General features: G+C 62.1%; 24 protein-coding genes and 1 pseudogene. 8 read left to right on the top strand and 17 right to left on the bottom strand.

Features of this window, described 5'->3' with window-relative positions; genetic code table 11:
• Positions 1-169: 169 nt before the first annotated feature.
• Genes gspD through gspG form a run of 5 tightly spaced genes read right to left on the bottom strand, consistent with a single transcriptional unit; the run spans position 170 to position 5,330 of the window.
• The gene (gene gspD / locus M2497_RS12790) at positions 170-2,446 is read right to left on the bottom strand and encodes a type II secretion system secretin GspD (RefSeq protein WP_071495350.1); all 2,277 of its coding nucleotides are present in this window, start codon (positions 2,444-2,446) and stop codon (positions 170-172) included.
• On the bottom strand, positions 2,443-2,955 hold the full coding sequence (gene gspM, locus M2497_RS12785; RefSeq protein WP_248487821.1) for a type II secretion system protein GspM: 513 nt from the start codon (positions 2,953-2,955) through the stop codon (positions 2,443-2,445). Before gspM ends, gspD begins: the two co-directional genes overlap by 4 nt.
• Positions 2,948-4,006: a type II secretion system protein GspL gene (gspL, locus tag M2497_RS12780; protein WP_248487820.1), complete on the bottom strand. Its 1,059-nt coding sequence runs from the start codon at positions 4,004-4,006 to the stop codon at positions 2,948-2,950. The genes gspM and gspL overlap by 8 nt, the downstream gene beginning before the upstream one ends.
• Positions 4,003-4,872 carry a type II secretion system minor pseudopilin GspK gene (gene gspK / locus M2497_RS12775; RefSeq protein WP_248487819.1) on the bottom strand — a complete coding sequence of 290 codons (870 nt, stop codon included), beginning with the start codon at positions 4,870-4,872 and terminating at the stop codon, positions 4,003-4,005. The genes gspL and gspK overlap by 4 nt, the downstream gene beginning before the upstream one ends.
• Positions 4,873-4,880: 8 nt before the next feature.
• Complete coding sequence (gene gspG / locus M2497_RS12770) at positions 4,881-5,330, bottom strand: type II secretion system major pseudopilin GspG (protein ID WP_058427239.1); 450 nt, start codon at positions 5,328-5,330, stop codon at positions 4,881-4,883.
• Between the two features lie 148 nt (positions 5,331-5,478).
• Here gspG and gspI point away from each other — a divergent pair, with 148 nt between their 5' ends.
• Positions 5,479-5,844 (top strand): type II secretion system minor pseudopilin GspI, encoded by a 366-nt coding sequence (gene gspI, locus M2497_RS12765; protein WP_248487818.1) that lies wholly within the window; start codon positions 5,479-5,481, stop codon positions 5,842-5,844.
• Here the strand turns inward: gspI and M2497_RS12760 are convergent.
• Positions 5,831-6,262: a type II secretion system protein N gene (locus M2497_RS12760; RefSeq protein WP_248487817.1), complete on the bottom strand. Its 432-nt coding sequence runs from the start codon at positions 6,260-6,262 to the stop codon at positions 5,831-5,833. The genes gspI and M2497_RS12760 overlap by 14 nt on opposite strands.
• A 93-nt stretch (positions 6,263-6,355) precedes the next feature.
• Here M2497_RS12760 and gspH point away from each other — a divergent pair, with 93 nt between their 5' ends.
• Together gspH and M2497_RS12750 are read left to right on the top strand one after the other, a co-directional pair.
• Positions 6,356-6,808 carry a type II secretion system minor pseudopilin GspH gene (gspH, locus tag M2497_RS12755; RefSeq protein ID WP_058427242.1) on the top strand — a complete coding sequence of 151 codons (453 nt, stop codon included), beginning with the start codon at positions 6,356-6,358 and terminating at the stop codon, positions 6,806-6,808.
• On the top strand, positions 6,805-7,401 hold the full coding sequence (locus M2497_RS12750) for a prepilin-type N-terminal cleavage/methylation domain-containing protein (protein ID WP_248487816.1): 597 nt from the start codon (positions 6,805-6,807) through the stop codon (positions 7,399-7,401). The genes gspH and M2497_RS12750 overlap by 4 nt, the downstream gene beginning before the upstream one ends.
• A gap of 28 nt (positions 7,402-7,429) precedes the next feature.
• On the opposite strand, the gene M2497_RS12745 is transcribed toward M2497_RS12750, so the two are convergent.
• The 8 genes from M2497_RS12745 to M2497_RS12710 form a co-directional block, all read right to left on the bottom strand.
• Positions 7,430-7,681: a helix-turn-helix transcriptional regulator gene (locus M2497_RS12745; protein WP_248487815.1), complete on the bottom strand. Its 252-nt coding sequence runs from the start codon at positions 7,679-7,681 to the stop codon at positions 7,430-7,432.
• A 1,044-nt stretch (positions 7,682-8,725) separates the two neighbouring features.
• The gene (locus M2497_RS12740) at positions 8,726-9,022 is read right to left on the bottom strand and encodes a hypothetical protein (RefSeq protein ID WP_248487814.1); all 297 of its coding nucleotides are present in this window, start codon (positions 9,020-9,022) and stop codon (positions 8,726-8,728) included.
• 211 nt (positions 9,023-9,233) lie between these two features.
• The gene (locus M2497_RS12735; RefSeq protein ID WP_248487813.1) at positions 9,234-9,737 is read right to left on the bottom strand and encodes a hypothetical protein; all 504 of its coding nucleotides are present in this window, start codon (positions 9,735-9,737) and stop codon (positions 9,234-9,236) included.
• On the bottom strand, positions 9,737-15,787 hold the full coding sequence (locus M2497_RS12730) for a DUF637 domain-containing protein (RefSeq protein ID WP_248487812.1): 6,051 nt from the start codon (positions 15,785-15,787) through the stop codon (positions 9,737-9,739). Before M2497_RS12730 ends, M2497_RS12735 begins: the two co-directional genes overlap by 1 nt.
• A 22-nt stretch (positions 15,788-15,809) precedes the next feature.
• Positions 15,810-17,504, bottom strand: coding sequence for a ShlB/FhaC/HecB family hemolysin secretion/activation protein (locus M2497_RS12725; protein WP_248487811.1), 1,695 nt, complete (start codon positions 17,502-17,504; stop codon positions 15,810-15,812).
• A 424-nt stretch (positions 17,505-17,928) separates the two neighbouring features.
• Positions 17,929-18,855, bottom strand: a complete 927-nt coding sequence (locus M2497_RS12720; RefSeq protein WP_248487810.1) for a DUF4880 domain-containing protein — start codon at positions 18,853-18,855, stop codon at positions 17,929-17,931.
• A 37-nt stretch (positions 18,856-18,892) separates the two neighbouring features.
• Positions 18,893-19,438, bottom strand: coding sequence for an RNA polymerase sigma factor (locus tag M2497_RS12715; RefSeq protein ID WP_016980117.1), 546 nt, complete (start codon positions 19,436-19,438; stop codon positions 18,893-18,895).
• Positions 19,435-20,094, bottom strand: coding sequence for a secretin and TonB N-terminal domain-containing protein (locus M2497_RS12710; protein ID WP_248487809.1), 660 nt, complete (start codon positions 20,092-20,094; stop codon positions 19,435-19,437). The genes M2497_RS12715 and M2497_RS12710 overlap by 4 nt, the downstream gene beginning before the upstream one ends.
• Positions 20,095-20,295: 201 nt before the next feature.
• Here M2497_RS12710 and M2497_RS12705 point away from each other — a divergent pair, with 201 nt between their 5' ends.
• Entirely contained in the window at positions 20,296-20,607 is a 312-nt protein-coding gene (locus M2497_RS12705) for a hypothetical protein (protein ID WP_248487808.1), read from the top strand.
• A gap of 279 nt (positions 20,608-20,886) precedes the next feature.
• Entirely contained in the window at positions 20,887-21,450 is a 564-nt protein-coding gene (gene mntP, locus M2497_RS12700; RefSeq protein WP_248487807.1) for a manganese efflux pump MntP, read from the top strand.
• 135 nt (positions 21,451-21,585) lie between these two features.
• Here the strand turns inward: mntP and M2497_RS12695 are convergent.
• Positions 21,586-21,762: pseudogene (locus M2497_RS12695) on the bottom strand (NAD(P)-dependent alcohol dehydrogenase); the annotation flags it as partial.
• Between the two features lie 119 nt (positions 21,763-21,881).
• Here M2497_RS12695 and M2497_RS12690 point away from each other — a divergent pair.
• The 3 genes from M2497_RS12690 to M2497_RS12680 all read left to right on the top strand — a co-directional run bounded on the left by M2497_RS12690 (position 21,882) and on the right by M2497_RS12680 (position 25,073).
• Positions 21,882-22,778: a glyoxalase gene (locus M2497_RS12690; RefSeq protein WP_248487806.1), complete on the top strand. Its 897-nt coding sequence runs from the start codon at positions 21,882-21,884 to the stop codon at positions 22,776-22,778.
• The gene (locus M2497_RS12685; RefSeq protein WP_248487805.1) at positions 22,775-24,166 is read left to right on the top strand and encodes an alginate export family protein; all 1,392 of its coding nucleotides are present in this window, start codon (positions 22,775-22,777) and stop codon (positions 24,164-24,166) included. Before M2497_RS12690 ends, M2497_RS12685 begins: the two co-directional genes overlap by 4 nt.
• A gap of 88 nt (positions 24,167-24,254) precedes the next feature.
• Positions 24,255-25,073, top strand: a complete 819-nt coding sequence (locus M2497_RS12680) for an alpha/beta hydrolase (protein WP_248487804.1) — start codon at positions 24,255-24,257, stop codon at positions 25,071-25,073.
• A gap of 54 nt (positions 25,074-25,127) precedes the next feature.
• Here M2497_RS12680 and M2497_RS12675 read toward each other — a convergent pair whose 3' ends face one another.
• Together M2497_RS12675 and M2497_RS12670 are read right to left on the bottom strand one after the other, a co-directional pair.
• Positions 25,128-25,514 carry a DoxX family protein gene (locus tag M2497_RS12675; protein WP_248487803.1) on the bottom strand — a complete coding sequence of 129 codons (387 nt, stop codon included), beginning with the start codon at positions 25,512-25,514 and terminating at the stop codon, positions 25,128-25,130.
• A gap of 77 nt (positions 25,515-25,591) precedes the next feature.
• Positions 25,592-26,467 (bottom strand): LysR family transcriptional regulator, encoded by an 876-nt coding sequence (locus tag M2497_RS12670; protein WP_248487802.1) that lies wholly within the window; start codon positions 26,465-26,467, stop codon positions 25,592-25,594.
• Between the last annotated feature and the right edge of the window lie 84 nt (positions 26,468-26,551).

Here is a 26,551-nt window from a genome sequence, read left to right as displayed (position 1 = left end):
GGATTCAAGCCGGAGTGAGGGCACACCGAGCCTAGGCGAGGTGCCGAGTGGTGGGGCGAGGACCTTTTGGTTACTTTTGGCTGGGCCGGCTCCCGGTCCTTCCAAAAGTGACCCGCCGTAAGGGCGGAACCATAAGTAGCCGTTACCGCAGCAACGGATATGTACTCAATCACCGTCTCCCCCCAGAACCAGGAATCGCCTTGTCCACAGAAGGCAACTGCGGCGCCTGCACATCCGGCATCGCCCAACTATGCTCCGGCTGCAACCCCCCTTGCGCCCTGCGCATAAACTCATACCGATTCAACGTAATACTGCGCCCCGCCCCACTGTCCCGAATAATGTACGGCCGCAAAAACACCATCAGGTTGGTCTTGTTCACACTGCGCTTCTCATTGCGAAACAACGCCCCCAACCCCGGAATATCCGACAACCACGGCACCGCATCATTGCTCTGGCTGTACCCATCCTGCAGCAACCCGCCGAGCACCATGATCTGCCCGTCATCCAGCAAAATACTGGTATCGATCGCCCGCTTGTTGGTCACCGTGCCCGCCTCCACCGACGCCCGCGCATCCACCGTGCTGACCTCCTGGTAGATATCCAGTTTCACCGTACCGCCCTCGGAAATCTGCGGCCGCACGTTCAACTTGAGCCCCACCTCTTCACGCTGCACCGTCTGGAACGGGTTGTTGCTGGTGCCTCCGCCGCCGGTCACATAACTGCCGGTGACAAACGGAATGGTCTGCCCCACAAAAATACTCGCCGCTTCGTTGTCCAGGGTCAGCAGGTTGGGCGTGGACAATATGTTGGTGCCGCCCTTGCTCTTCAACGCACGGGCCAACACCTTAAGGTCGAGTACCTTGCCGATGCCGGGAATGTCCACGGTGCCGTTGACCAGGCCCACGTTGAGGCCCTTGGGCAATACATCGATGCTGGTCTTGCTGGTCGGCGCGCTGTTCACCCCGCTGCCGCCCAGGTTCACGCCACCAAACCCACCCTTGCCCCCCAGGTTGCCGGCCTGCCACTGCACGCCGAATTCGGTGGCGTCGTCTTCGCCGACCTCCACGATCAGGCTTTCGATCACCACTTGGGCGCGACGCTGGTCGAGCATGTCGATGACTTCGCGCAGGTTGCGGTACAGCGGGTCCGGCGCGGAGATCAGCAGGGTGTTGGTGGTGGCGTCAGCCTGGATCGTCACGCCGCCGGCGCTGAACGCGGTGTCCTGATCCTTGGCGGTGCCGTTGGTGCCGGTGGTCGAACCGGTGGCCTGGCCATAACCCGACTGCACGCCGCTGCCGGTGGGGGTGCCGCTGCTGTTTTGCGCGTTGCTCGCGCCTTGGGCGGTGTTCTTGCCATTGCCGCCCATGGCGCTGAGCTTGCCACGGGCATCGTCGCTCACGCCGGAATCACTCTCGCCGGTGAGCAAGCCACGCAGTGACTGGGCCAACTTGCCCGCCTGGGCGTTGCGCAGGTACACCACATGCATGTTGCTGGGGTTGCTCTGGGCGTTGTCGAGTTTGTAGATCAGGTTGCGCGCCAGTTCCGTCCGCTCCGGGCTGCCGGAGCGGATGATGATCGAGTTGGAGCGCGGATCGCCGATCACGTTGATCTTCTGGGTCTGGTCGGCGCCCTGGGTGTCCAGCAGCTCGGAGACCATGGCGGCGATGTCCACGGCGATGCCGTTCTGCACCATCACCACGTCGGTGTCGATAGCACTCGGGGTGTCGATACCGTTGATGATCTGCGCCACCCGCGCCAGGTTTTCCGCGTAGTCGGTGATCACAATGCTGTTGTTGCCGGGGTAGGCATTGATCGGGTTGTTCGGCGACACGATGGGCCGCAGCACCGGGATCAGGTTGACGGCGTTTTCGTATTGCAGACGGAAGGTGCGGGTCTGCATGCCGCTGCTGCCGGCACTGTAGATCGGCCCGCCGAGCAGCTTGGCATCGGCCTCGGGCACCACCTGGGCGACGCCGCCCACATCGACCACGCTGAAGCCCTGCATGCGCAACGCCGCCAGCAGCATGTCGTAGGCCTGATGCGCCGGTACCTGGCCTTCGCTGACCAGGGTGAGGTTACCCTTTACCCGTGGGTCCACCAGGAACTGCTGGCCGGTGGCACGGGACAGTGCACGCACCACCGCCTGGATGTCGGCGTCGACAAAGTTGAGCTGCACCGGTTGGTCACCCAGCGGGTTGCGGGCCTTGACGGTTGCCGGGGCATGGCCGCGAGCACTGTTGGTGACGCGGTGCTGTACCGGCGCTTTGGGCGCGGGTTGGCTCTGGCGGTCGAGAACAGTCTCGCCACTGCGACGGGTGTCCGCCAGGGGTTGGCCGAGTTCGCTGTCCACCAGCAACGGCTTGGACGCGTCCTGGCTGCTGCACGCACTCAGGGCCAGCACCAGCAGCGGCGCAACCATACGGAAAGGGGGGACTGACCACTTCATGAAGCTTCCTTAGCGCCAAGCGCCTGATCCATGCGAACGGTCCCGGACAGAGTGCCGGCCGAGTTGTCGACGGTATCGAGCACGCGCTGCAAACGCGCCTCGGACACCTCCAGGGAAAACAAACGGGCATTGCCCAACAGCCAGCCCACCACCGCATCGGCCGGGGCGTTGTCGAAGGTCAGGCGCCAACCGCCGGGTTCGAGCGCCTGCAACTGGTAATGCCCTTGCAGCCCGGCGCTGTCCAGCGCCTGGCGCAATGTGGCCTCGTCACCCGGCCTGGGCGCGGCGACGTCCTGCAACAACACCTGCAAGGCTGCGGCCTGGGCGCGCAGCTTGGGGGTCTCGGCTTGCCAGTAATCGATCTTCTTCAACGCGGGCTGCACCAGCACCAGCCAGGTCAACAGGCTGGCCAGGACCAGCCCGGCGCCGCCGAGCATGCGTTTTTCGCGCAGGGCCAGGCCGTTCCAGAACACCCGGGCCTGGCTGCGCAGTCGCTGGACTTTATTCATCGCCGGCTCCGGTTTTTTCTGCGGCTTGCGCGGGAGCAATGGTCCAGGCCTGGCCATCGCGGCTGGCGCTGAAACCGGCCTGGGCCAACGCCGCCTGCCATTCACCTTCGACGGTCGGGTTACGGCTGTCGGCGAGCAGCTCGACACGCAAGCGCCCCTGTTCAAACGTCAGGCTGTCGACACTGCCGACCATGAACGGCAGGTTGCTGCCCACCAGTTGCAGCAGGCCCGGGAAGCGTTGGCCCGGGTCGGCGGCCGCGCCGGTCTGGCGTGCGGCCAATTGCTGGCGGGCCTGTTGCAAGGGGTTGAGCACTACCGGCAACGCCGGAAACGCCTGGCGCACCTGCTGGCTCATCAGCGCCTTGAGTCGCTGGCCTTGCTCCACCTGGCGTGCAGCGTACAGGTTGAGGCCCAGGGTCCAGATGGCGATGGCCAGCGCCACGCAGGCCAGTGCCCTGCCCCATCCGCCGGTCGAGGGCTGTGTGAGGCGACCATGCAAGCCCCATGTGGGCACCGGCCCGCTCCAACGCTGCGCCGCATCCACCAATGGCAGGTCCAGCGCCTGCAACCCCAGCGGGTGCACCGTGCCTTGTTGCAGGCTGTCACGGGTCAGCAGGTAGCCGTTATCCAACACTGCCGCGCCCACCGGTAGCGCATAGGGTGCCGGGTACAGGCCGCGCAGCTTGAGTGGCAACTGCGCCAACCGCTCCAGCCCGGCTTTGGGTACCCAGGCCACCTGCACGCGGCCATCGCTTTCACGCGGGCCGTGGGCGACCTGCATCTGCTCAACCGCGCCGAGGATCAACGCCTGGGCGGCACAAGCCACGGCGGCAGCGGTCTTCGCCGCGGGTAATGGCGGCAGCTCCAGGCTGGTCAGCAGGCTGTCCCGTGGATGCAGGAAGCAGTCCGCCGCCTGGCGCAACTGGCCCAACTGCGCCAGGCTGGCGTCGCCCTCTTCAATGACCGCGCCACGCTCCACCCAGGCAAACCGGACCTGGCTCTGCGCGCTCAATTGATCCAGCGGCGGCAAGCCAATGCGCAAGCGTTTCATACGCCCACCCGCGACCAGATCACCCGTGGCTGGCGGTCTTCAGGGCGGTGCAACAAGGCGTCAAGGGTGACTCGCCGCTGCTCGCGCCGCGCCTGGCCCTGCACGCGGAACCACTCGCTGGTAATGCCCACCTGCACCGAATCCACCGCCACTTGCGGCAAGTGCAGGCGGTTGACGAAGTCACCCCGGTTGATAAACCACTGCCCGCTGTCACGCTCGGCCACCAACCCATGGGCTTGGGCCAGGCTGAGCTGAGGCACCACTGCACTGAGCACTTCGGCGCTGGCGGTGTTGCCGTTGACCCAGGTCGGGCCCGGCAGCACGCTGATATAGGCCTGCATGCGCTGCAGCACGAGGGGGTCGAGGCCTTCGATCCCGCTCAACTCATCCAGGCTGCGCAGCATCGGGTATTTGGCGGGTGGTTCATAAGATGCGATCACCCGCTGACTGATGCGCCGACTCACCGTCGGGTCGACACCGATCAGGCGGCACAGCCGTTCGAAGCTCTGCAATTGCTCAGTGTCCACCTGCTCGCGGCTGACCAGGTTGCGCAGGTTGAACTTGCCCTGTTCGTCCTCGATCCGCCCCTCGAATGCCCCCCCTTGGGCCCGCGCCCAGGGTTGATCAAGACGGGTCAGCACGTCCTTCTGGCGCGCGTCCCAGAGCAGCTGTCGGCTGCGCTCCAGGCCGCCCTGCAACAACCATTGGCCCTGGATGCGCAGCTGTTCGGCTTCGAGGCTGCGGGTAAATACGGTCTGGCGCGTAAGCATGGCGCCGGCCAGTACCGCCACCACTGCTGCGATCAGCAAGGCGCTGATAATCGCCATGCCGCGCTGCTTCGCCACTGGGGGCGAATACCGTTTCATGGCGGGCCTTAGAGCTGCCAGGAGCCGATATCGGCATTCACGCCATCGCCATCCGGTTGGCCGTCGGCGCCGAGGGAGAACACGTCCACCTCACCATTGGCGCCCGGGTTGAGGTAGTGATAAGGGTGGCCCCATGGGTCGTTGGGCAGGCGGTCCAGGTAGGCGCGCCAGTTGCTGTTCTTGGCGTCCGCCGGGCGCTCCACCAACACCTTGAGGCCCTGGTTCATGCTCGGGTACGTGCCGTGATCGAGGCGATAGAGCTTCAGCGCCTGCATCAACCCGCCGATGTCCTGTTTGGCCGCCGTGGCCCGCGCCTGGTCCGGGCGATCCAGGACCTTGGGCACCACCATCGCGGCGAGGATCCCGAGGATGACCACCACCACCATGATTTCGATCAGGGTGAAGCCACGCTGCCCGCGAGGGCCTGGCAATGGGGACGTTAGGCGCGCGATATCCATCTCGACATTCCTTGGCTTGAGTGCAATTCGTGGCGCAGTGTTGCAAGAACACATGTCAGTCGTATTGAAAATCCTCGGGAGTTTCAGTCGCCAATCGGTCAACTGCCGGCGCTAGTCTGCGGGCCTGTTTCCCGGCTTTGAGAGCGCCATGTACGGCCGTCGCAAGGAGCAAGGTTTTACCCTGATCGAAGTGCTGGTGGCGCTGGCGATCATCGCCGTGGCCATGGCCGCCGCCGTGCGCGTGGCCGGGTTGATGACCCAGAGCAACGGCCTGCTGCGAGACAAATCCATCGCGTTGCTGGCGGCGCAGAGTCGCCTCGCCGAACTGCGCCTGGAAGGCCACCTGCGCAGCGGCAAGCAGATCGTCACTTGCGATCAAGGCCGCCTGAAACTGCGCTGCGAGCAGACCATCAACGCCGACGGCCGCCTGTTCCAGGTCAACCTGCAAGTGCTCGACGCCAGCCGCGAAGCGCCGCCCCTGGCGCGGCTGGACACCCAGGTCATGGCCGAGTGAGCAGCGGCAACGCAGGCCCCGGCGGCAACTTGTCGAGGTTGACGCGCAGCTTCTCGCCGCCGCGCTCGATCTCCACCCCGTCGCCCTCAATGGCCGTGAGCCGCACACCGGGGCTGAGCCGTTCACCCAGCAGAAAGCTGCGCGGCGGGCCGTCATTCAGACTGAGGATCGCCACCGCGCCCCGCGCTCCCGCCAGTACGCCGGTGACCTTGACCTGCAACGCCGTCGGCACATTGGAAAACCATTGCAGCGCCGGGTTATCACTGCGCGCCGCCAGTGCCTGGGGCGTGGCTTGCGGGGTGTGGGATTCGGCGCTGGTGAGTAGCAGCGGCGTCCATACCGCCACACCCGCCAGCGCGGCCAGCACACCCACAGCCTGCACACCGTGGGCCAGGGTGAAACGAGGGGCAAATGTCATGGGGAGGACCTCCTGTTTGTCCGTCGCACCAGCCTACAGGTCAATTCGCACGCTTTTATTTCACACACTCCCCAGTTCTCCAGGTAGCCCGCGATGAAACAGCAAGGCTTCACCCTGATCGAGCTGATGGTGGTGCTGGTGATCATCGGCATCGCCAGCGCCGCCATCAGCCTCACCATCAAGCCCGACCCGCTGCACCTGTTGCGCAAGGATGCCGAGCGCCTGAGCCAACTGCTGCAAGTCGCCCAGGCCGAAGCCCACGCCGACGGCCGCCCCATCACCTGGCGCGCGGATGCCAAGGGCTTTCGCTTCAACCGCCAGCGGGACGACGGCCAAGGCCTCGACACCTTTAAAAACGACGACCCGTTGCGCCCACGCCTGTGGGAAAGCACGCCGATGCAGATCAGTCTCGAACCCCGGCAAACCCTGGTGCTCAACGCTGAATGGATCAACCCACCGCTGCGCGTGGTGCTGTCCGACGGCCAACACAGCCTCAGCCTGCAACGCGACGCCGCCGGTTTGATGCGCGTGGTCAGCCAACCATGAAGCCGGCACAGCAAGGCTTCACCCTGATCGAAGTGATGGTGGCGATCATGCTCATGGCGGTGGTCAGCCTGATCGCCTGGCGCGGGCTGGACAGCGTCACCCGCGCCGATCAGCATTTGCAGGCAAGCACCGAACAAACCGAAGTGCTGCTGCGCGCGCTGAACCAGATGCAACGGGATATCAGCCTGCGTGCCAGCGTCGAACTGACGCCCCCGGAAACCACCCAAACAGAGGGACTGGCCGCCGTGACCGTGCGCAGCTCCGACAGCAAGGGCTTTCGCCTCGACGTGATCCGCAGCGCGCCAATGGCCGGCGATGGCCTGCAACGGGTGCGCTGGTGGCTCAAGGGCGACGCACTCTACCGCGCTGCCGCCCCCGCGCGGGACCGCTACCCGCTGCCGGCGGCAAAGGACGGCGTGGTGGTGCTGACCGGCGTCAGTGACCTGCAGGTACGCGTATGGGAAGTGGACAAAGGCTGGCGGCAGTTGAGTGGCAATCGCCGCGAAGACCCGCTGGGGCTGGAGATCAGCCTGGTGCGGCAGACGCCACAGGGAGTGGAAAAATACCGGCAGGTGGTGGGACCGTTGAAGTAGGGGCGGCGAATTGGCCGCCCCGCCACTGTCATAGTCCGCGCTCGCCGGTCTCAAGCCACACTTTGCTGACGCTCAAGGTTGTCGCCAGTTTCTCCACGCGATCCACCGGCAGCCCGCGTGAAAACCAATTGTTGAGGCACTGCGGGCTGACGCGCATCCATTCGGCAAAGGCCGTGGGCGGAATGCCGTAGGTGTTGAGCACCAGACGCAGGCGATGGCCGGAATGAAGGGTCGGGGGTTGTGGGTTGTGGCGCCGGGGGGATTTTTTCCGGGTATGCATGAGGGGGCGGCTCCCTGCCGTGGTGGATTGCTCCGTGAACTATAAAACAGTGCAGGGATGAAACAGCAGGTGTCTGGAAGGACTGGAAAAGCATAAAACGAAATGACCTACATATTACCGGGAACAATTCTTACGACTTGATAGGAAGCTGAACGCCGGTCACGGCTGATCGACGTTCGGGTTGAACTGACTTGACCACGTATTACAACAATCGGCGTTGCACCGCTTCTTCCAGCGTACTGCGGGTCAAGGCATGCACCATGTCCTGCGTGTTTTTCTGGAAAGGAATGGCGACGATCGATCACGGGTAACACACCTTGCTTAGGTTTTTGCTGTCATTGCCTCAAGGCTGAGTACGACTAGCGTTATGCTTGTCGAGATCAAATCTTTTCTGCATAAAAAACCGATTGTATCCAGTGACCGGGTAATCTTTGAGTTCTCCAAATATGCTGAAGCCGAGCCGGCGGTAAAAGTCCGCTGTGGCTTTTGCAACTACTCAGGAATAATTATCAACTCACTCCATAATGGTTTCAGCCCTACACTTTCCATATAAGCCCCATAGTCGAAAAATTCCCTGACCCCAATATCTTCGTATAAAAACCATGAGGCCTCGCACTCTTGACATACGAACAAGCTACTGTCGTCAGCTATAACTTTAGCCTTGACAATATCTCCCTGCTCACACCTTGGACACAACATATAAAACTTCTCTATTTAACAGTATAGGCGGTAATGTCCTGACTGGTCCCAGGCCGAACAATAATTTTAATACTCGTTTCTCCCGAAGTCCCAATCGCTCGGCCCATCGGGACAACATATGCACCCGGATCCCCGACTACAGGACTACCTTTCTTGAGCCATGCCTCATCGACAGCGCCTAAAATCTCTTTTCTGTCCATACTAAAGACGCCATGAGGATCCCTCTGGGTCTGACCCCGTTTACCCGATCAATTACAGACTGTATAGAGCTTTCCGTTCGACCCCGTTTACCCATTTGATCGGCAATCTTTGATTCAATCGTAATTGAAATTCCATTTGCACCAATTACTCGCGCCTAATATAAATCGGAATCACGTTATCACCAGAAAAGCTGATCCTTTCTTCTCCCACAGCAATACAGTACTTTATTGGCAGCGCCTTAATAGCCATTACGAGCGAGTCAAGCTCTGTAATTACATCATCGATTTCATCAACATCTTCAATTAAATCTTCAACCAAGAAAAACCTTACATCCACCCCCTGCGAAAAATCAATTATAACGGCTCTAAAATTAGGGGAAATTGCGCCTAACAGCGCCTGCATCAATGCGACAATTATTTGATTTCTAAGAATTACATCCATACTATTCCACCAATTTAGGATTAGGACTTGTAGGAACAATACTAGGGCTTTTCGTTCCTTTGATTACAAAAACATTTGTTGGCTGACTGTTTATCCCCGCTCCAATATTTACATTTGTCCCGGTTACGCCTTCGACTCGAACGACAGGAAAACCTTGGGCATTTTTGCCTAAAACAACTGCACTGCCAGAGCGATAAGCATCTAGAGTCCCTCAGGGTCTGACCCCGTTTTCCTCCCCCCCTTTTCCGCCCAACAAAACAAACGTCAACCCTTCGCTGGCAATTATTTCATCTGGCACCCTATCACAAAAAAAGAGCTCATCCCCTAAATTCAAAATTGATAGAAACGAGTCATATTCAAACAACAATAAAACGCCTATCACTTTACACTCTACCGAGGACTTTATAGCCGAGACCGAAAGCAATCTAAGCCCGACAACATCAAAAAAATAACTTCCACTAGAAACACAAAAATCAATCAATTTTCCGTACTCACCCAAATCGCATTCAGCAATAGGCGCTTCAGAAAAACATAGCGACACACCATCACTCCCGCAATATAGCCTCCCACTCTCCAAATCTTCAAATCGAAGAGAAACCTCTTGAGGGATCGAGCCTCTATAAGACTCGAACACATGAAGCAATGCATTTACTGAAAGCAGCTTACGTCCTAACGCCCTCACTAACCAAGCATTCATAAGATATGAAATACTCATTACCTTACTTCCCCCTTCAAAGCACTTTTTACAGATGTATTCTGAGTCACCCCATCTTTCAAGATAGTCACAAACGTTCCGTCAGGCTTGGTAACAACAACATCATTACCTTTGATCCTGAAGAATACATCTCCACGCGTACCATTTGTTCCTTGTCCGGAAAAAGTTCCAGGGATAACTTTATCTGGGTTATTCCCAATATCATTAATTTGATCAAGCACCATTTTCCGATCGGCTGAATTGGCCGCATTCCCACCATAGTCTTTAACATGTTTACCGAGTTTTGTACCTAGCTGGTTCGAGTCCACCTTAAAATCGGCATCAGCCCCGAAGCTATTGACGGGTAGAGATGTGCTTCCAGGCTTTGGCAGTAACCCAGCAGCTTCACCTTTCGCCCCCCCACCCGCCACAGCCCGCCTATAAGCCACCACCCCCGCCGCAGTCCCCACCCCAACCGCCAGTGCGATCTTCAGATTGTGCGCAATGTCCTGCGCCTGAGCATCGCTCAGTGCCCACTTCGACTTGAGCGACTCGACCATCGCGCCCACCGAGTGCTCGGTCGTGGCGGTCGCCAGCATTTCCTGAAATTCGTAATTGCCGTTGATCAGGCTCTGTACCGCCTCCCGGGCGTCGGGCGAGGCGTAGTCGGCGATGTCGCGGATGGCGTTGAGGTTCGCCATGGTGTTGGCGACTTCTTTGGAGCTTGCCGCGCAGGAGCTGGGGTCGGCCTGGCAGCTGACGATGGCGTCAATGTCCTGCTGGAGGCTCAGTTCCTGGAATTTGCGCGTGGCGTCCTGAATGCAGGAGGCGTCGGTGCATCGGGCTATCTGTTTGGCGGCCCGTTCCAGTTGGTTGTGTGACAGGTAGTTGTATTGCGTGGCGTTCTTCGCCACCCAGCTGCCGGTCTCCAGCTTGGCGGCGTCGGTGTCGCTTTGTGCCGCAGCCGCCAGTACGCCGACGATCTGCGAACTCATGGTGAGCAGGGTGTCGTTGCCTTTGACCAACGTATCCAGGTGGCCAACCAGTGCTTCGCTTGCCGCCGCCGCCAATGCGCCGGTCTTGAAGTCGCCGCCAGTGGCTTCTGCCAGCAAGCCACCGACCATGGCGTGGATCGCCACCTTGGGTAACGAGCCGTCCGCCAGGACGTTTTTCGTGTAGTCCCCTACCAGGTTGAAACTGGCCGCCGCCAAGGTGTTGAACAAGGCATTTTTCAGCGCGTCACTGACACTGCCGCCCTGCCCCAGGGCTTTGTTCAGCAACACAGAGGTGCCGTTCTGCAGCGCCTGGTTGGCCGCGAATTGGCCGACGCCGCTCCAGGTGCCCAGCGAGCCGGAGGTGGCCACCTTGCTGATGGTGGTATGGGTCTGCGCTCCGGTCCACGGGTCGAAGTAACCCACCGTCAAGCCGGCAGTGATCGCCGAAACCCCATAGCCCTTCAGGGCATCGGACGACGTCACGTCTTTGAACACGGCACCGAGATTGCCCCGGTTGTTGACCACGCTGACACTGGCATTGGTCGAGGCGCCGGTCGCAACCGCTCCCACCATGGCGCCGCCGACACCGCCGCCTGCTGCGGCCGTCGCCATGGGCCCGATGACCGCCGACATCACGATGGCAATGATCAGTTGCGAGGCCGGCCCCAGCCCGGAGTGGCTGTACTTGAAGCTGTCGTGGACTTCCCTGACCTGACGCCAGTCCACATCCCCGCGCTGTTCTGCGTCCTTGAGCCAAGCCAATTGCGGGTCGGCCTTGACCATCGCATCAATCGACTGGCTGACGCTCTGCTGATTGACCTGCTTGATGTCGATCTGCAAACCGTCGACGGCCTGGATCGCGATGGTGCCCCCGGCAACCAACTGGCTCTGACGCAGCGTTTCGTCAGTGCTGCCCTTGCCCTTGGATGCCACCCAGAATGCGGTGTTGTTGGTCTTCTCGTGGCTCTCCTGATGCAGGTCCTTCACTGCTTCGAAGGTCACCGCCCCACCACTGGTGATGGCGATATCCGCCGCGCTTTCCAGCCTTGCCCCTTGATACAGCTGATCGCCGCCGCTGATCAGGTTGAGGTTGCCGCCTGTGGTGATCTGGCTGCCCACCGCACGCACGTCGGTGACTTCGTCGCGTTGGGTCTTGAGGGCGCCGAAGCTGCTTTTTTTCTTGTAGTCATACAGGCTGTAGTCGCTGTCATTGGCACTCAGCAGTTGCAACTGCCCACCCGCCACCAGATACGCGTCCTTGGCGCTGTTGACCTGGCTGGCGTGCAGCACGATGTCTTGCCCCGCGCTGGCGCTCAGTTGGCCGCCGGCGGTGAGCTGGCTGCCCACGTGACGCACCTGGGTGGTTTGCTCATGCACCTTGGCGCCGCCGCGTTTGCTGTTGACCGCGTGATCGGTGTCGTTGGCAGCGGCCAACAGGTGGAGGTTGCCACCGGCGGCGACGGTCAGGTCTTTGCCGGCGTTGGCTTGGCTGGCCAATAGGGTGATGTCGCGCCCGGCGTGCAGGCTCAGGCTGCCGGCGGCGTTGAGGTTGGCGCCAAGCTGTTCGGTGCGGCTGTGTTGGGTGACCCGGTGGCCGCCGTTTTCCGTGGTGCGCACCTGTTGGGTGTCGGTGACGGCGATGAGGTTGATGTCGCGCCCGGCGCTCAGGCTGGCATCGCCAGCGCTGTTGATGTCGCCTCGGTTGGTGATGTCGCGTCCGGCGTTGAGCGTGAGGCGCTGTGCGGCGCTGATCTGGCCCGCCTGGTCGAGATGGGTGACAAGGGTGCCGTCGCCCTGATGCTTGGCATGGGCGGTGCGGTCGTTGACGATGTCGCCAGTGACGCTGGTAAGTTCGATATGGCTGCCACGGATCTCGCCGGCCATCGCGTTGCGGATACTGTCGGTGGCCAGCAGGCTGATGCGTTCACCGGCGCTGAGCGTGCCGCCATTGAGCAGGCGGCCGTCGGTGACGGCGGTCAGCTCCCGTTCCGCTTTCAAGGTGCCGACACTGACGATGTCGCCGCCGCTGACCAGGTTGATGTCCCGGCCTTGCACCAGGCTGCCCCCGCGCAGGTTATTGGCGTCGACCGTCGCCAGGTACAGCACCGGCACCAGCACGTCTTCACCCTGCACCTGGCGTTTTTCCATCCACACGATGTCGTGGGTCAGGGCCGCCACCTGCTGCGCGGTAAGGCCGACGCCGACGCTCAATTGCAGGCTGTCACGGGCGCTGAGACCGTTGTCCATCAGGTAGCGGAACTGTTCCTCGTCGCTCTGCTGCCCGGCGAGGAAGCGTTGCCCGGTCTTCGCCAGCACGGCGTCACGGATCAGGCGGCTTTCGTAGTAGCCGTCGCCCAGGCGCCGCCAGGCTTCGTCGCTGCTGTAGCCGATCTTGTCGAGCAAGTACTGGGAACTGAGGAAGTTGGCCAGGTGGGTGAACAGGGGATTGGTTTCAATCAGGTAGGGGCTGCCCGGATTCTTGCTGGGGATAAACAGTCCGTATTTACCGCTGGGGAGTTGGAATTCGGGTGGTTGGGTCAGGTCATCGCTGAGGCGATCGGGGCTCAGTTCGAGGTCGTTGGGGTTGTGGCCAATGTCGCCGGTCAGTTGCGCCAGGGTGTTTTCCCGCAGGGTGCCGTTTTGCAGGTACTCGGTGGCCTGCAGGTTGAGGCGGCCGCCGGCTTGCAGCGTGGCGGCATAGACTTCGCGGCCATCCTCGCGCCAGGTGGTGAGGGTGCCGGGGTTGCTGAACCCCTCTCCGGTCGAGCGGGCCTTGAGTTCGGCAAAACGCACGGGGTCGAAGGGTGCGTTATTGAAGGCCGGCAGGTCGTGGAATTCCATCTGGTCCCACAGGGCTTTGTCGATGCGACCGGGGGTGCCGATGATGGTGCTGGAGATGCCGGTCTGGGAGGCCGCGCCCTGGTTGATAAGGCGGTTGGCGGAAAGGTGCACGTCGCCATTGGCGGCGAGCAGGCTGTAGCGGTTCTCCAGGGTCTGCGCGTCGATGCGCAGGTCTTTGCCGGCCACCAGTCGCGCCGCCCTGGTGGAGTTGGGCGCGGCGGTTTCGCGCCAGATTTCGCTGATGTAGATAGTGCCGCGCTTGAAGCTGTCGTTGCCGTGGCAGTGCTGGCCGCAGACCCATTGGATACTACCGCCGACCAGCTCGCGTTCGAGGACAAGGTGGGTGCGGGCGTTTTCAAACTCGCGGGCGTTGATGTGCAGGTTGCCTTCGGTTTCCACGTTGCCGGAGAGGTTGCTGAAGCGCGTGCCGGCGAAACTGAAATCACCGACGCTGTAGAGGTCACCTTCAAGATTGCTGAAATGCTCGCCACGCACATGCAGGTCGCCGCCGCTGAACAGCAGGCCGCTGTTGGTGACGTTGGCAGTGAGCAGGAGGTTGCCTTGGCTGCCGAGCGTGCCGGGGTTATTCAGTTGAGCCGCATTAATCTGCATATGCCGCGCTGCGCTGAGCACGCCGAGGTTATGCAGTACATCGCGCACGCGCAGTTGGATGTCTTGGCCGCTGAGAATCTGGCCGTGGTCTTGGGTAAGGTTTGATGCGCTGATATAGGCATCGCCTTTGGCGGCGATCAGGCCGCTGTTGTTCAGGTCGCCATCGACCTGCAGGTGCAGGTGGTTGTCGCCGAGCAGTTCGCCCGCGTTGGTGAACGTGCCGGCCGCAATACTCAGCGCACTGCCCGCCCCCACGATCTTGCCGCTGTTGTCGACGCTGTCGGCGACCAGGCTCAAATCGCCTTCGGCATGCAGCGTCCCGGCATGGTTGATGGCCTGTCTGGCGGCAATTTCAAGTTGGCCGGCGGTGACCACCTGGCCAGTGTTTCTCAGGTCCTGGCGGGCTTCGATCCTGGCGCTGTCGGCGGCGATCTGGCCGCTGTTATCGAGGCTGCCGCTGGTGATTTCCAGGTGGCCACTGGCATTGAGTTCACCCGGGTTATCCAGGCGCTGGGCTTTGATGCTCAGCTGTTTGCCCGCGATACGCCGGTCTTCCAGGATGCCGCTGACGACCTTGCCCTGGTTGCTCACCGTGCGGCCTTCGAGGCTGACATTCCCGGCGCTGGCCAGGCTCTGCCGCACCACCAGATCGCCCTGGGTCTGCAGGTCGATATCAGCCATCGCAAAGGTCGGGCCCTGTAAGTCGATCGACTCGGCCTTGGCGGTGAGGGCGCCGACGCTGGTGGTGTGGGACAGGCTCAGGCCGCCATTGGCATTGATCACGATGTCGCCGGCGGTGCTGGCCATATCGCCCGCCAGCCTTACGCCAACACCCTGCTCAGTGCCCACCAGGCGAATCGTCCCGGCGTACATGCCGCCGAGGGCGCTGGCATCGATGGCCAGTTGCGGTTTGTCCCGGCCATCTTCCGCATGGGCACGGGCCTGCAAAGTGTCGGCACTGACATCGTTACGGCCGGTGATAATGTTGAGCTGGTCGGCATGCAGTTGCGCGTTGAGCTTGGCCGTGCGGGTGATCAGATCGAACTGGCTGACATTGCGGGCATTGAGCCCGGCGCCCTCCAGCGCAATATCGCCGCCGTCTACGCGAAAGTGATCCAGCCGCCCACCTTCGATCACGGGCTTGCCGGTGGTCAGCGTCGCGCGCGGCGTATTGATAAACCCGCAGCCATTGCAGGTGATGCCGTGAGGATTGGCGACGATCACCCGCGCGGCATGCCCGGCCACTTCGGTGTAGCCCCCCAAGTGGCTGCGGTTGCCACCGGTGACTTCGTTGAGGATCACGCTGGCAGGCCGCCCTTGCAGGCCTGGGTTGCCGAGGATCACACCGCCGAGCTCGGTGTTTTGCGTGGCCTGGGTGGCGTTATTGAGGATCAGCCCGTTGCTGCCGACGTTGTAGTCGGTGAACAGGTTATGGGACAGCCCGCTGCCATTGGGCCCGGCGATATTCACTACCGGCACGCCGTTGGGCGCATGGCCGAGGCTGGTGCCGGGGCTGGCCGGGTCCACGCTCAGCTCGGCGGCGGCCGCGACAATCGGGTTGAGGAAGATGATGCCTGTGAGGCTCAGGGCCAGACACTGGTAAAACGGGCGGCGCACGTCCATAGGCTAGGTTCCTTGTTGTTATTCAGAAAAACAGGTCGATTCGGGCGTAGACCGGGTGTTCGCGACGCTCAACGATGGCCGGGCGTTCCAGGGAACGGGCAAGCACCAGCGAAGCCGCAAGGTGAGTACCCCGTGCGCTGAGTTCCCAGGCATGGCCGGTAAGGCGCCCGGCGACTTCAGGGTTGTGCGGGCCACGGCGGATCACTCCGACGTCGTAGCCAAAGCCCACGCCCACTTCGTGCACCCAGGGCCGCAGCGCCTCCCAGGCCACCGGTTGGCGCCAGCGCACCTGGCTGCGCCAGTAGCCGCCGCTATTGCCCGAAAGGTTCTGTTGCTGGAACCCGCGCACCGCACCGAGGCCGCCGACGCTCAGGCGTTGTGGCCCATAGAGTTCGTCTTCGGCGTGTTGGCCGGTGGCAAGGCTGTCGACACTCCAGTGCTGGCCCAGCCAGCGAAAGGCCTGCAAATAGCTGAGGGTCAGGGTGTATTTCTGATAGCGCGAGGTCGGCGCGCCGCGCTGTGTAGAGAGATCGCGCTGGGCGTCCAGGGCGCCGATGCCCTGTTGCCAGCCGGCATCGAGGTTGAGAAAGGCGTTGCCGATGCGGCGGCCATGGTTGAAGCCCAGTTGACGCTCCGTGGTGCGATGGCTGGAGGTGCGCAGCAACGCGTCTTCCAGGTAGTTGCGGGTCCGCAGGTGGCTCAGGCCAAAGCTGAACGCCGTCTTGCCCAGGTTATCGCGGTGCAGCACGCGCTCGGCGCGCAACTGCTGGCTGGACGTCTCGCCTGACAGTGCGAAGGCAAACCCGGAAAGGTCGTTGCGCGTGCGGTAGAAGCTTTGGCTGTGGCTGACATTGAACGTCCACCAACCATACGGCAGGCTGTAGAACAGGTTCTGGCTGTGGGAATGGCGCCAGCGGTCGCTGACGGTGTCGCGGCTGGCCCGCAGGTTCAATTGATCCGCCAGGCCCAGGGGGCTGTCCCAATCCAGGCCGATACCGGCCTGCTGGCGACCGGTGCTGGCATCGCCATGGTTGTTGCGGTTGGCCGAGACACGCCAGGGTTCGCGGCGCTCACCTTTGAGCGTCACGCGGCTGCCCCCCACTGCCTGCCCCGGCAACACCTCAAGCTGCGGCTGGCGCGAGGGCAAGCGCGACAGTTGATCCACCCACTGCTCCAGCTCGCGCAGGTCGAGCACCTCCCCTACGGTGCCGGGAAAGGTCATGGCGGACTCCAGCGGGCTGGCCAGCGATGAGCTGTCGAGCCCTTCAAGGCGCCCTTCGACCACGATGATGTTCAGTTCGCCATGTTTCAGGTCCTGCTGTGGCAGGTAGGCGCGGGTGGTGACGTAGCCGCGATGCAGGTAGTGATCGGTGAGGCTTTTGAGCACGGCGTTGAGTTGAGGCACCCCCAGGCAACGCCCCTGCCAGGGTTGCAGCAGCGCCTCTCGCTGGCCTTCGGGCAGCAATGTCGCGCCTTCAATGTTGATACGCGTGACGGTGATGCACTGGCCGTCTTCCAGCAGCGCGGGAGCCGTTGGCACAGCGATTTGGCCGGGCAGGTTCTGCAGGTCTTCAAGGCGACGACGCTGCTCTTCCAACACTTGCTGCTGACGCTCACGGGCCAATTCGCGGTCGCCGGGGGACGCGGGGGACGCGGCAAGAAGCGGCCCTGAAAACAGCGCTATCCCCAGCAGCGCAGGTCGAAAAACAGCCGGCATCCTTTCACCCTCACACAGGTACTCAAATGGAAAGAGCACCCATGCTGCCGAGGCTGAAACGCTTAAGGAAAACAGGAAAGGTTACAAAAAATTCGGCGTTCCTGAGGGCGTCGCCCTGTCTGTCACACAGCCGTTGGAGGGCTGTCAGATGCTTCCGAACAATGTCAGTCGAAGGAAGAAACCGGATAGGAAGTGAGACTTGAAACGTACATTTCCTGGTTTTTTCTTACGCTGAAAGTCCTTTCCCCTACAAACGAGAATGACAATTCAGAGAGGACAAGAAAGGAGATCTGTCAGAGGAAAAAGACCGGTGGCTCAACCCATGAGCACACAGGCATACCTGAAAGCGACAGGCGTAGATTAGCGTTCTGGCCCGGTCCATTTACATCGTAAAAATTGGAGTTACCCGACGAGCGGCAGCCCCTCAACTCAACAACACCACCCCACCCGGCAACTCCGTGCACTTGGCCCCGTACGCATCCCGAATCAACAACGCCACGCCCGCCAACTGCTGCAAACTGAAGCGTGCCTGAACCCGGCGCTGGCCCAGTTCCTTGTTCAACAGCAGCAGCATGCCCGGGCGATAACGGTTGATCTCGTCCACCACCGTCGCCAGCGTGGCGTTGTTGAACACCAGCACCTGTTCACGCCAGGCCACCACCGCCTGGGTGTCCACCGTTGTCACCTCACTGACGCCGGCCGCGCCGTAGGTGAGTTGCCGACCGCTGTCCAGGCGCACGCTGCGCCCGGCGATGGCCACCGAGAGTGAACCGTCGATGCAGGTGACGCATACCCGGTGGTCGGTATTGCGCACATTGAAGCGTGCCTGCGCCGCGTTGACCGAGCCTTCGCCGGCCTGGACCCGCAGCGGTTGCGCAACGTGGGTGACCACCTCGACTTCGCCTTCGAGCAACTCGATGCCCTCACCCACCCGGCTGATGCGGGTCTGGGTGTTGAGTTCCAGGCTGATACCTTGACTCAACAGCACTTGGCGTTGCTCGCCGACTTCGGTGCGATAGTCCGCTGTGAGCCCGGCAAAGCCACCCGGTACACCGACCCGCACCATCACCACGGCTGCCGACGCAGCGATGGCGCCGCCGAGGAAGGCACGGCGGCCAAAGCTGCGCGGTTGCGACACTTGATCAAGCGCCGGCGCCAGTTGTTGCCACAGCACCTTGGCCTGCTCGAAAGCCTGGGCATGCTCCGGGCTCTGCGCGCACCAGGCTTTGAGGGCCTTGGCATCGGCCACGGTGGCGCGGCCCGAGGTCAGCAGGAGCAGCCAGTCGCGGGCTTCATCGTGCAGGGGGCTGGCGGCGGACTGCCGGGCGGTGGAGAGGCTAAAAATATTCAAGCGCGCACGTACTCACGGATTTATCAGGGACTCGACACTAAGACGGTTTTCCGGCCCCGGGACCGAACCGCTGAATCACTTTTCTTTCCAGGCGCTTGGCACAGTGGCCCAGGGCGGCCTTGATTTCCTTTTCGACCATGCGCGTGGAAATACCGAAACGCTGGGAGATTTCCAGGTGCGGCGCCTCTTCCAGGCGCGCGGCGATGAGGATCTTGCGCCGGCGCGCGGGCAATTCGTAGAGCGCCTTGACCAGGGATTGGATTTCTTTCTGGCCGCCCACTACCCGCGAGGGGTCCTGGGCTTCGTCGGCGCTTTGCAGCAGCTCTTCCACCTCGCTGCCGGTGAGCAGGCGCGCGTCGGCCTGGCGGCGGTCGGCGGCGATGTTCAGGGCCATGCGGTACAGGTAGGCATTGGGCTGTTGCAGGTTCGGCGGCACGTCCATGCGGTCGACCCGCAGGTAGGTCTCGTGCAGCACGTCGTTGGCCAGGTCCTCCGAGCCCAGGCGCTTGCGCAACCGCACCTTGAAGTCTTCGTAAGAGGCCAGGAACAGGCTGACCATCGTACTGTGCCCGGTATTTTTCATCCCTCCGAGGCTCCTTTTGCGGCTGTGCATTCCATGCGCGTTCCTGTTGTGTCAGGCATCAAAAGTAAAGTCACCGGTTGGCGCAGCGAGCTCGGCGCCGGGCGTTCAACCCGTGCCGCTGCCAGGCTGCGCACCAGTGCTTCATCGCGTTGTTCGTCGCCGGTGGAACTCACCAACCGGCTGTGTTCGATCAGCCCATCCGGGTTGACCCACACCTGCACCAGCGCGCGAAAACTGCCGGGCCGGGTCAGCGGCGAGCGGCACAGGCTGGTCTCGATGGCTTGCTGCAACGCCGTCGCATAACTGTTGTTGATCCGCGCCGCGTTGCGTGCCGCCGCCCCCCGGGTCGTGGGCGGTGGGCTAACTTGCGGGGTCTGCAAGGTAAACGCATCGCTGCGTGCATAACGGGCCATCAGGCCACTCCCTGTCAGCAATATCGCCAGTGCTTCTTGCGCCGTGAAGCGCCCGCGCACTGCGATGGAGCGCCGCCCGCGCGTCAATTCACGGTCCACCAGCACCGCCATCCCGGTGGCACGGCTGTAGGCTTGCAGTGCATGTTCCAGGTCCTGCGCCGGCAGGTTCAACGGCAGCAGCGGTGACTCTGCCTGCGCCGCGCGACCACCGGCCAGCAGCAACAGCAAGACCAGGGCGCACATCAAGCGCCTCCAGGCTCCGTGTTCACCCCCTGTTCTGCATCGCTGCACGGCCGACGCGCCCTAGAAAACCGTCATCCTGAGGCCAGTTTATGAACCTGATGTTACGGTGATAGCAAAAAAAACATCACGGTGATGAGAGGCCCGCTGCACTAGACTTCCAAGCCTTACCGGCCCACTCCTTCGGGCCCGCCAGGAGGCCCGATGAAAACCTTGCCGACCCTTGCCAGCCTGTTGCTGTGCGCTGCCCTGCCCTTGCTGGCCCATGCCGAAAACGCCGCCGGCAAGTGCGCCGAGGTCAGCGTGGACGGCTACAAGGCCCCCGACTATGGCTGCCTGAGCCAGCAGATGGGCAACGACACGAACGCAACCAAGGCGGCCAAAAAGAACCGCGAGGCGCAGAACCTCCCCATCGAAAAACGCCCGCCGAACGCGGTGGGCCTATCCACCCCGGCGGCGACCAGCGTGCGCATGGGCAATACCTTCGGCACGTCGGTGAAGCCGCAGCGGCCTTGAGGGCCAGTCCTTTCAAAACGGGCGATAAGTCCCCTGTGGCGAGAGGGCTTGCCACAGGCCTTTTGACGGAATTTTCATACCCAGTCGCCTAATATCGTCCACCTCGTTGGGGAGTAACCGGCTTCTGACCCTGTTGGAAGCGTTCGTATCAACATATTCGGCAACCTGCCGTGGTGCGAACACCGTCTTTTCGGTTGGTGAGACCAGCGACACCTCCATGCCTCAAGTCGGGCGCGTGGGAGTGTCGTTGTGTCCCATAGCCCGACTGGAAGCCTTACCGTGAACCCCATTTCCCTGATTCTTCTCGCCCTGGCCATGTCCACGGACGCCTTTGCGGCCGCCATCGGCAAAGGCTCCAGCCTGCACAAACCGCGACTCACCGAAGCGCTGCGCGCCGGCCTGATCTTTGGTGTGATCGAAGCTATCACGCCGATGATCGGCTGGGCCATCGGCCACGCCGCCACGCGCTGGGTGGAAGACTGGGACCACTGGATCGCGTTTACGCTGTTGGTCGGGCTGGGGCTGCACATGATCTGGAACGGGCTCAAAGCCGATGATGAAGAGGCCGAGAAGCCGACCCAGCACTCATTCATGATCCTCGCCGTCACAGCCTTCGCCACCAGCATCGATGCGCTGGCGGTGGGCGTGGGCCTGGCGTTCGTAGACGTAAACATCCTGTTGGCGGCGGCGGCGATCGGCCTGGCGACCATGACCATGGTGACGATCGGGATCATGCTTGGCCGAGTACTGGGAACGGTGGTGGGCAAGCGTGCGGAGATGGTCGGTGGTGTGGTGCTGATGCTGGTGGGAGCGACAATTCTGTACGAACACCTCTCGGTCTAGACACACCGCAAACCAATGTGGGAGGGGGCTCGCCCCCGATAGCGGCGGGTCAGTCAATGATGCGGTGACTGCCCGACTGCTATCGGGGGCAAGCCCCCTCCCACAGGGGTTCTACAGCGGTTTGGAGAATGCATTTCAAGCCGCCGGGCTTTCCTTTTTCAAGCTGTCCATATCGATCACGAACCGATACTTCACATCGCCCTTGAGCCTCCGTTCATACGCCTCGTTGATGCCCTGGATATCGATCATCTCGATGTCCGAGACAATCCCGTGCCTGGCGCAGAAGTCGAGCATGTCCTGAGCCTCCTGGATGACACCGTTCTACGATGACCAGCATAGACGCTGAATCGTTCAACCGAGCACGTCCGTACAATCCGCCGGTCTGCCCCGCCCCTAAGATCGAGACTTTCTCAAAACGCGGGAGAGTGGGTATGTGTAGAAAAGTCAGGACGGTATCGCTGGCAGTCACCTTGCTGGCCGGGGCCATGATGAACAGCGCCTTCGCCGCAACACCTGCGGTCGCCGTGGCCCCGCAATACGACACCAGCCACGTCTACGTCGCTCCGGCCGATGTCGACCGTTTTACCCAGAGTTTCCTGGCCACCTTCGGCGGTAAAAGCACGCCCCAGGTGGTGGTGAACGTGCTGCCGGTGCCCAGCAGCACCACTTCGCAACTGCTACAGACCCCCGCCGGCACGGTATCGCTGTTCGGTTTCACCACGCCGATCCCGCACCCGTTCGGCCAGGAGCGCAACGGCTATCTGGTCAAGGACATGGACCTCGCCCTCAAGGCCGCCCGGGAGAACGGCGCGGCGGTGATCGTCAGCGACTTTCCCGACCCGATCGGGCGTGACGCCGTGGTGCAGTGGCCAGGCGGCGTGAACATGCAGCTTTACTGGCACACCAAGACCCCGGATTACGCCGCGTTCCAGACCGTGCCGGAAAACCGCGTGTACCTCAGTGCCGACCGTGCCGACACCTTTATCAAAGCGTTTATCGGCTTCGCCCACGGCAAAGTCCTGGCGGATGACAAACACGCCCCAGGTGCAGATATCGGCCAAGCCAACGGTAACTACCGTCGCGTCGACATCGAATCGCCGTTCGGGCGCATGGCTGTGCTGGTCACCAACGGCCAACTGCCGTACCCGTTCGGCCATGAGACCACCGGCTATCAAGTGGCTGACCTGACGGCCACCTTGGGCAAGGCCACCGGCTCCGGCGCCAAAGTGTTGGTGCCTGCGTTCGACAGCAAAGGCCGTCGCAGCGCTTTGGTGGAGTTTCCGGGCGGCTACGTCGCGGAGATCCATCAACTCAACGCCGCAAAATGATGCGCCGCACAGGCTGGGGCCTGGCCGTGCTGTGGCCGCTGCTCGTCAGCAGTGTCCACGCCGACGAGCAAGCGACACGCCCGGCCATCAAGGCCAACCGCTGGCAGGAAGACTGGTCGGTGCTGCAGGACCCGGCGCTGCGCACGCAGCCGCTGGACAGCTTGAAGTACATCCCGCTATCCAGCGCGAACCCCTACACCTACTTGTCCCTGGGCGCGACGTTGCGCGAGCGTTTCGAGATGAACGATGCCAGTGGCTTCGGTGTGCGGGATGTGAAGCGTGATCGCTACCTGATCCAGCGTTTCCAGGTCCACGCCGACCTGCATCTGAACGAGCACTGGCGCGTGTTCACCCAATTGGAAGATGCGCGGGCGTACGACAAGACGACAATCGGCGGCGCCGACCAGAATCGCGTCGACCTGCGCCTGGCCTTCGCCGAGTATGTGAATACCTTCAGCAGTGGGACCCTTAAGGCCCGTGTCGGGCGCCAGGATTTCGCCTTCGACCTGCAGCGCTTCATCTCATCGCGGGACGGCCCGAATGTGCGGCAGTCCTTCGATGCGCTGTGGGCCGACTGGGAGACCTCCAACTGGCGTTTTATCGGGATCGCCAGCCAGCCGGTGCAGTATCAGGACGGGCGTCACTTCGACGACAAATCCAACAGCGATGCGCGCTTCCACATGGTCCGTGTGGAGCGACTGGTGGGCGGCAATAACGAGTTGTCGGCCTACTACGGCGTGTATGAGCGCACCGCCGCTCACTACCTGGACGCCGACGGCGACGAGACCCGCCACCTGTTCGACGCACGCCTGGGCGGCGCGGCCATGGGCTTTGACTGGGACATCGAAGCGATGCTGCAAAGCGGCTCGGTCGGCAACAAGGACATTCGCGCCTGGGCCGGTGGCAGCCGTACCGGCTACACCTTCGACAGCCTGGCATGGAAACCGCGCGTCGGTCTGCAACTGGACATCGCCTCGGGCGACCGCAAAACCGGGGATGGCACCGTCGGCACCTTCAACCCGCTGTTCCCCAACGGCTACTACTTTTCCCTGGCGGGCTACACCGGCTACAGCAACCTGATTCACGTCAAGCCGTCGATCACGGTCAAGCCGATCGACAAGCTCAGCGTGCAAACCGCCATCGGCCTGCTGTGGCGCCAAACCACCAGCGACGCGGTCTATACCCAGCCCAACCTGCCGGTGGCCGGCACCGCAGGCCAGGGCAATCGCTGGACCGGCGCCTATGCGCAAGTGCGCACCGATTATGTGTTCAGCCCCAACCTCACCGGCGCCGTCGAGGCCGTGCACTACGACGTGGGCCAGACCCTGCACGATGCTGGGGGTGACGACAGCAATTACCTGGGGGTCGAGCTCAAGTTCAGTTGGTAACCCCAAGCAAGCACACCCGTACAAGCCCTTGAACCGGTTAACGGCAATAGTGATCCTGCGTTTTACACCACCTTGAAAGGAGATGTTCATGAGCACATTCGTCGCCAAAGACGGTACCCAGATCTATTTCAAAGACTGGGGCGGCGGTAAACCCGTGCTGTTCAGCCACGGCTGGCCGCTGGACGCCGACATGTGGGAATACCAGATGGAATACCTGAGCAGCCGCGGCTTTCGCACCATCGCGTTTGACCGCCGTGGGTTCGGCCGCTCGGATCAACCCTGGACCGGCAACGACTACAACACCTTCGCCGACGATATCGCCCAGTTGATCGAACACCTGGACCTCCAGGACGTGACCCTGGTGGGCTTCTCCATGGGCGGTGGCGACGTCGCCCGCTACATCGCACGCCATGGCAGCGCACGCGTGGCCGGGTTGGTACTGCTGGGCGCGGTGACACCGCTGTTCGGCCAGAAACCGGACTACCCGCAGGGTGTGCCGACTGAAGTATTCGATGGCATCAAGGCCGGCCTGTTGAAAGACCGTGCGCAATTTATCAGCGACTTCAACACGCCGTTCTTCGGCCTCAACAAGGGCCAGAAGGTCTCTGATGGTGTGCTGACCCAGACCCTGCAAGTGGCGATGCTGTCATCCCTAAAGTCGACGGTGGATTGCGTGACCGCGTTCTCCGAAACCGACTTCCGCCCGGACATGACCAGGATCGACGTACCGACCCTGGTGATCCACGGTGACGGCGACCAGATCGTACCGTTCGAAACCACCGGTAAAGTGGCGGCCGCCTCGATCAAGGGCGCCGAACTGAAAGTCTACAAGGACGCGCCGCACGGGTTCGCCGTGACCCACGCGCAGCAGTTGAATGAAGACCTGCTGGCGTTCCTGCAACGCTGAAACGCCTGCACCACCCTCTCCTTATTTGGCCGGGCTTGCCCGGTCTTTTTTTGCTCAGGAGAAACGCTGGCCCAGGACCAGGCGACCGGGCCCGCTGATCAGCAAGGTGGTGAAGATGATCAACAGCAGCCAGCCGAACTGCCCTTCGAACAACGTCCACTCCGGGTGCACCACCCACAAAGCGATCAACAGCACCGCCAGGATCGGCAGGCACGCCAGGCGCACCAGCACCCCGGCAATGATCAGCAGCGGGCACAGCACTTCAGCGAAAATCGCCAGCAGCAACGTGATAGTCGCCCCCAGGTGAAACGGGTCTTCGATCAGCTTCAATTGCTCGCTGTAGTTGAGCAACTTGGGCAGGCCATGCACCCACAGCAGGAACAGCGCCCCGCTGATCCGCAGAAACAATAATCCCAGGTCCTGACGCGTCGATTCGTTCATACGTGCTCTCGGTTGATTGCCACAAACATCGATTGTGTCGACCGAACCACCTAAGCGCTTGCAAGCCTGTGCTGACCTCACTCCCCCGTGCCGGCAAACGCCGCGACAATCTCCTCGATCACCGCCCGCACCCGTGCGGTGTGGCGCAGATCGGCGTGGGTCACCAGCCACACGTCGTACGGCAGTGGCCGCGTGCGCTCCGGCCATAGGCGCACCAACCCGTCGCGCTCACCGGTGCATACCGGGATTTCACCGATGCCGATGCCGGCAGCAATGGAGCGGCGCACCAGCAGGCTGGAACTCAAGGCCGCGACAATGCGTCCACGGCCCAAGGGTTCGGAGACCAGGGTCATGTCCTTCTGACTTTGCAGGTGAGGTTGGTACACCACCAGGTCATGGCCTTCGAACAGGCTGCCCGGCTCAGGCACGCCGTGGCGGTCGAGGTAGCCCTGGGACGCAAACAACCCCAGCGGCCAGCGCGCAATGCGCCGGGCGATCAGGTCGGGGTTATCCGGGCGCTGGTTGCGCACGGCGATATCGGCCTCGCGCTTGGCCAGGCTGAGGATCTGCGTGGACGCGTCCAGTTGCACGCGCACATCGGGGTGTTGGTCGTGCAGGCGCGCGATGGCCGGGATCAGGAAATCGATGGCCAGGGAATCGGTGGTACTGACCCGCACGGTGCCGGTCAGGCGGTCATCCAGGCCCTGGATCTGGCGCTCCAGGTCGAGGGCCGAGCGTTCCATTTTTTCCACCGAGAGCAACGCCGCTTCGCCTACAGCCGTGAGCGCGTAGCCTTCGGAGGTGCGCAGGAACAACGTCGCGTTCAAGGATTTTTCCAAGGCGTTGACGCGGCGCCCCACCGTGGCCTGGTCGACGCCCAGCACCCGTGCGGCGCCGCGCAATGTGTTTTCGCGGCACACTGCCAGGAATACCCGTGCGTCGTCCCAGTTCATTGCCTCCTCCACTGCTGCATATATGCACTCTTATCATGCTGATTCGCAGCATTATTGCATCACCAATCTCGGTTATGCTCACAG

Source organism: Pseudomonas sp. CYM-20-01 (assembly GCF_023169845.1).
GTDB lineage: Bacteria > Pseudomonadota > Gammaproteobacteria > Pseudomonadales > Pseudomonadaceae > Aquipseudomonas > Aquipseudomonas azotoformans.
Note: the sequence above shows the minus strand (reverse complement) of the source record. Positions and strands in the feature narration are given on the sequence as shown.

What these genes read in the sequence shown, in the direction of transcription:
- gspH (WP_058427242.1), top strand. Translation starts at nt 6,356, where the DNA reads ATGAAACAGCAAGGCTTCACCCTGATCGAGCTGATGGTGGTGCTGGTG.
- M2497_RS12710 (WP_248487809.1), bottom strand. Translation starts at nt 20,094, where the DNA reads ATGTGCGCCCTGGTCTTGCTGTTGCTGCTGGCCGGTGGTCGCGCGGCG.
- M2497_RS12705 (WP_248487808.1), top strand. Translation starts at nt 20,296, where the DNA reads ATGAAAACCTTGCCGACCCTTGCCAGCCTGTTGCTGTGCGCTGCCCTG.
- M2497_RS12715 (WP_016980117.1), bottom strand. Translation starts at nt 19,438, where the DNA reads ATGAAAAATACCGGGCACAGTACGATGGTCAGCCTGTTCCTGGCCTCT.
- gspM (WP_248487821.1), bottom strand. Translation starts at nt 2,955, where the DNA reads ATGAATAAAGTCCAGCGACTGCGCAGCCAGGCCCGGGTGTTCTGGAAC.
- M2497_RS12670 (WP_248487802.1), bottom strand. Translation starts at nt 26,467, where the DNA reads ATGAACTGGGACGACGCACGGGTATTCCTGGCAGTGTGCCGCGAAAAC.
- M2497_RS12740 (WP_248487814.1), bottom strand. Translation starts at nt 9,022, where the DNA reads ATGGATGTAATTCTTAGAAATCAAATAATTGTCGCATTGATGCAGGCG.
- M2497_RS12730 (WP_248487812.1), bottom strand. Translation starts at nt 15,787, where the DNA reads ATGGACGTGCGCCGCCCGTTTTACCAGTGTCTGGCCCTGAGCCTCACA.
- gspG (WP_058427239.1), bottom strand. Translation starts at nt 5,330, where the DNA reads ATGGATATCGCGCGCCTAACGTCCCCATTGCCAGGCCCTCGCGGGCAG.
- gspK (WP_248487819.1), bottom strand. Translation starts at nt 4,872, where the DNA reads ATGAAACGGTATTCGCCCCCAGTGGCGAAGCAGCGCGGCATGGCGATT.
- M2497_RS12680 (WP_248487804.1), top strand. Translation starts at nt 24,255, where the DNA reads ATGAGCACATTCGTCGCCAAAGACGGTACCCAGATCTATTTCAAAGAC.
- gspL (WP_248487820.1), bottom strand. Translation starts at nt 4,006, where the DNA reads ATGAAACGCTTGCGCATTGGCTTGCCGCCGCTGGATCAATTGAGCGCG.
- M2497_RS12675 (WP_248487803.1), bottom strand. Translation starts at nt 25,514, where the DNA reads ATGAACGAATCGACGCGTCAGGACCTGGGATTATTGTTTCTGCGGATC.
- gspD (WP_071495350.1), bottom strand. Translation starts at nt 2,446, where the DNA reads ATGAAGTGGTCAGTCCCCCCTTTCCGTATGGTTGCGCCGCTGCTGGTG.
- M2497_RS12735 (WP_248487813.1), bottom strand. Translation starts at nt 9,737, where the DNA reads ATGAGTATTTCATATCTTATGAATGCTTGGTTAGTGAGGGCGTTAGGA.
- M2497_RS12745 (WP_248487815.1), bottom strand. Translation starts at nt 7,681, where the DNA reads ATGCATACCCGGAAAAAATCCCCCCGGCGCCACAACCCACAACCCCCG.
- M2497_RS12760 (WP_248487817.1), bottom strand. Translation starts at nt 6,262, where the DNA reads ATGACATTTGCCCCTCGTTTCACCCTGGCCCACGGTGTGCAGGCTGTG.
- M2497_RS12750 (WP_248487816.1), top strand. Translation starts at nt 6,805, where the DNA reads ATGAAGCCGGCACAGCAAGGCTTCACCCTGATCGAAGTGATGGTGGCG.
- gspI (WP_248487818.1), top strand. Translation starts at nt 5,479, where the DNA reads ATGTACGGCCGTCGCAAGGAGCAAGGTTTTACCCTGATCGAAGTGCTG.
- M2497_RS12685 (WP_248487805.1), top strand. Translation starts at nt 22,775, where the DNA reads ATGATGCGCCGCACAGGCTGGGGCCTGGCCGTGCTGTGGCCGCTGCTC.
- M2497_RS12725 (WP_248487811.1), bottom strand. Translation starts at nt 17,504, where the DNA reads ATGCCGGCTGTTTTTCGACCTGCGCTGCTGGGGATAGCGCTGTTTTCA.
- M2497_RS12690 (WP_248487806.1), top strand. Translation starts at nt 21,882, where the DNA reads ATGTGTAGAAAAGTCAGGACGGTATCGCTGGCAGTCACCTTGCTGGCC.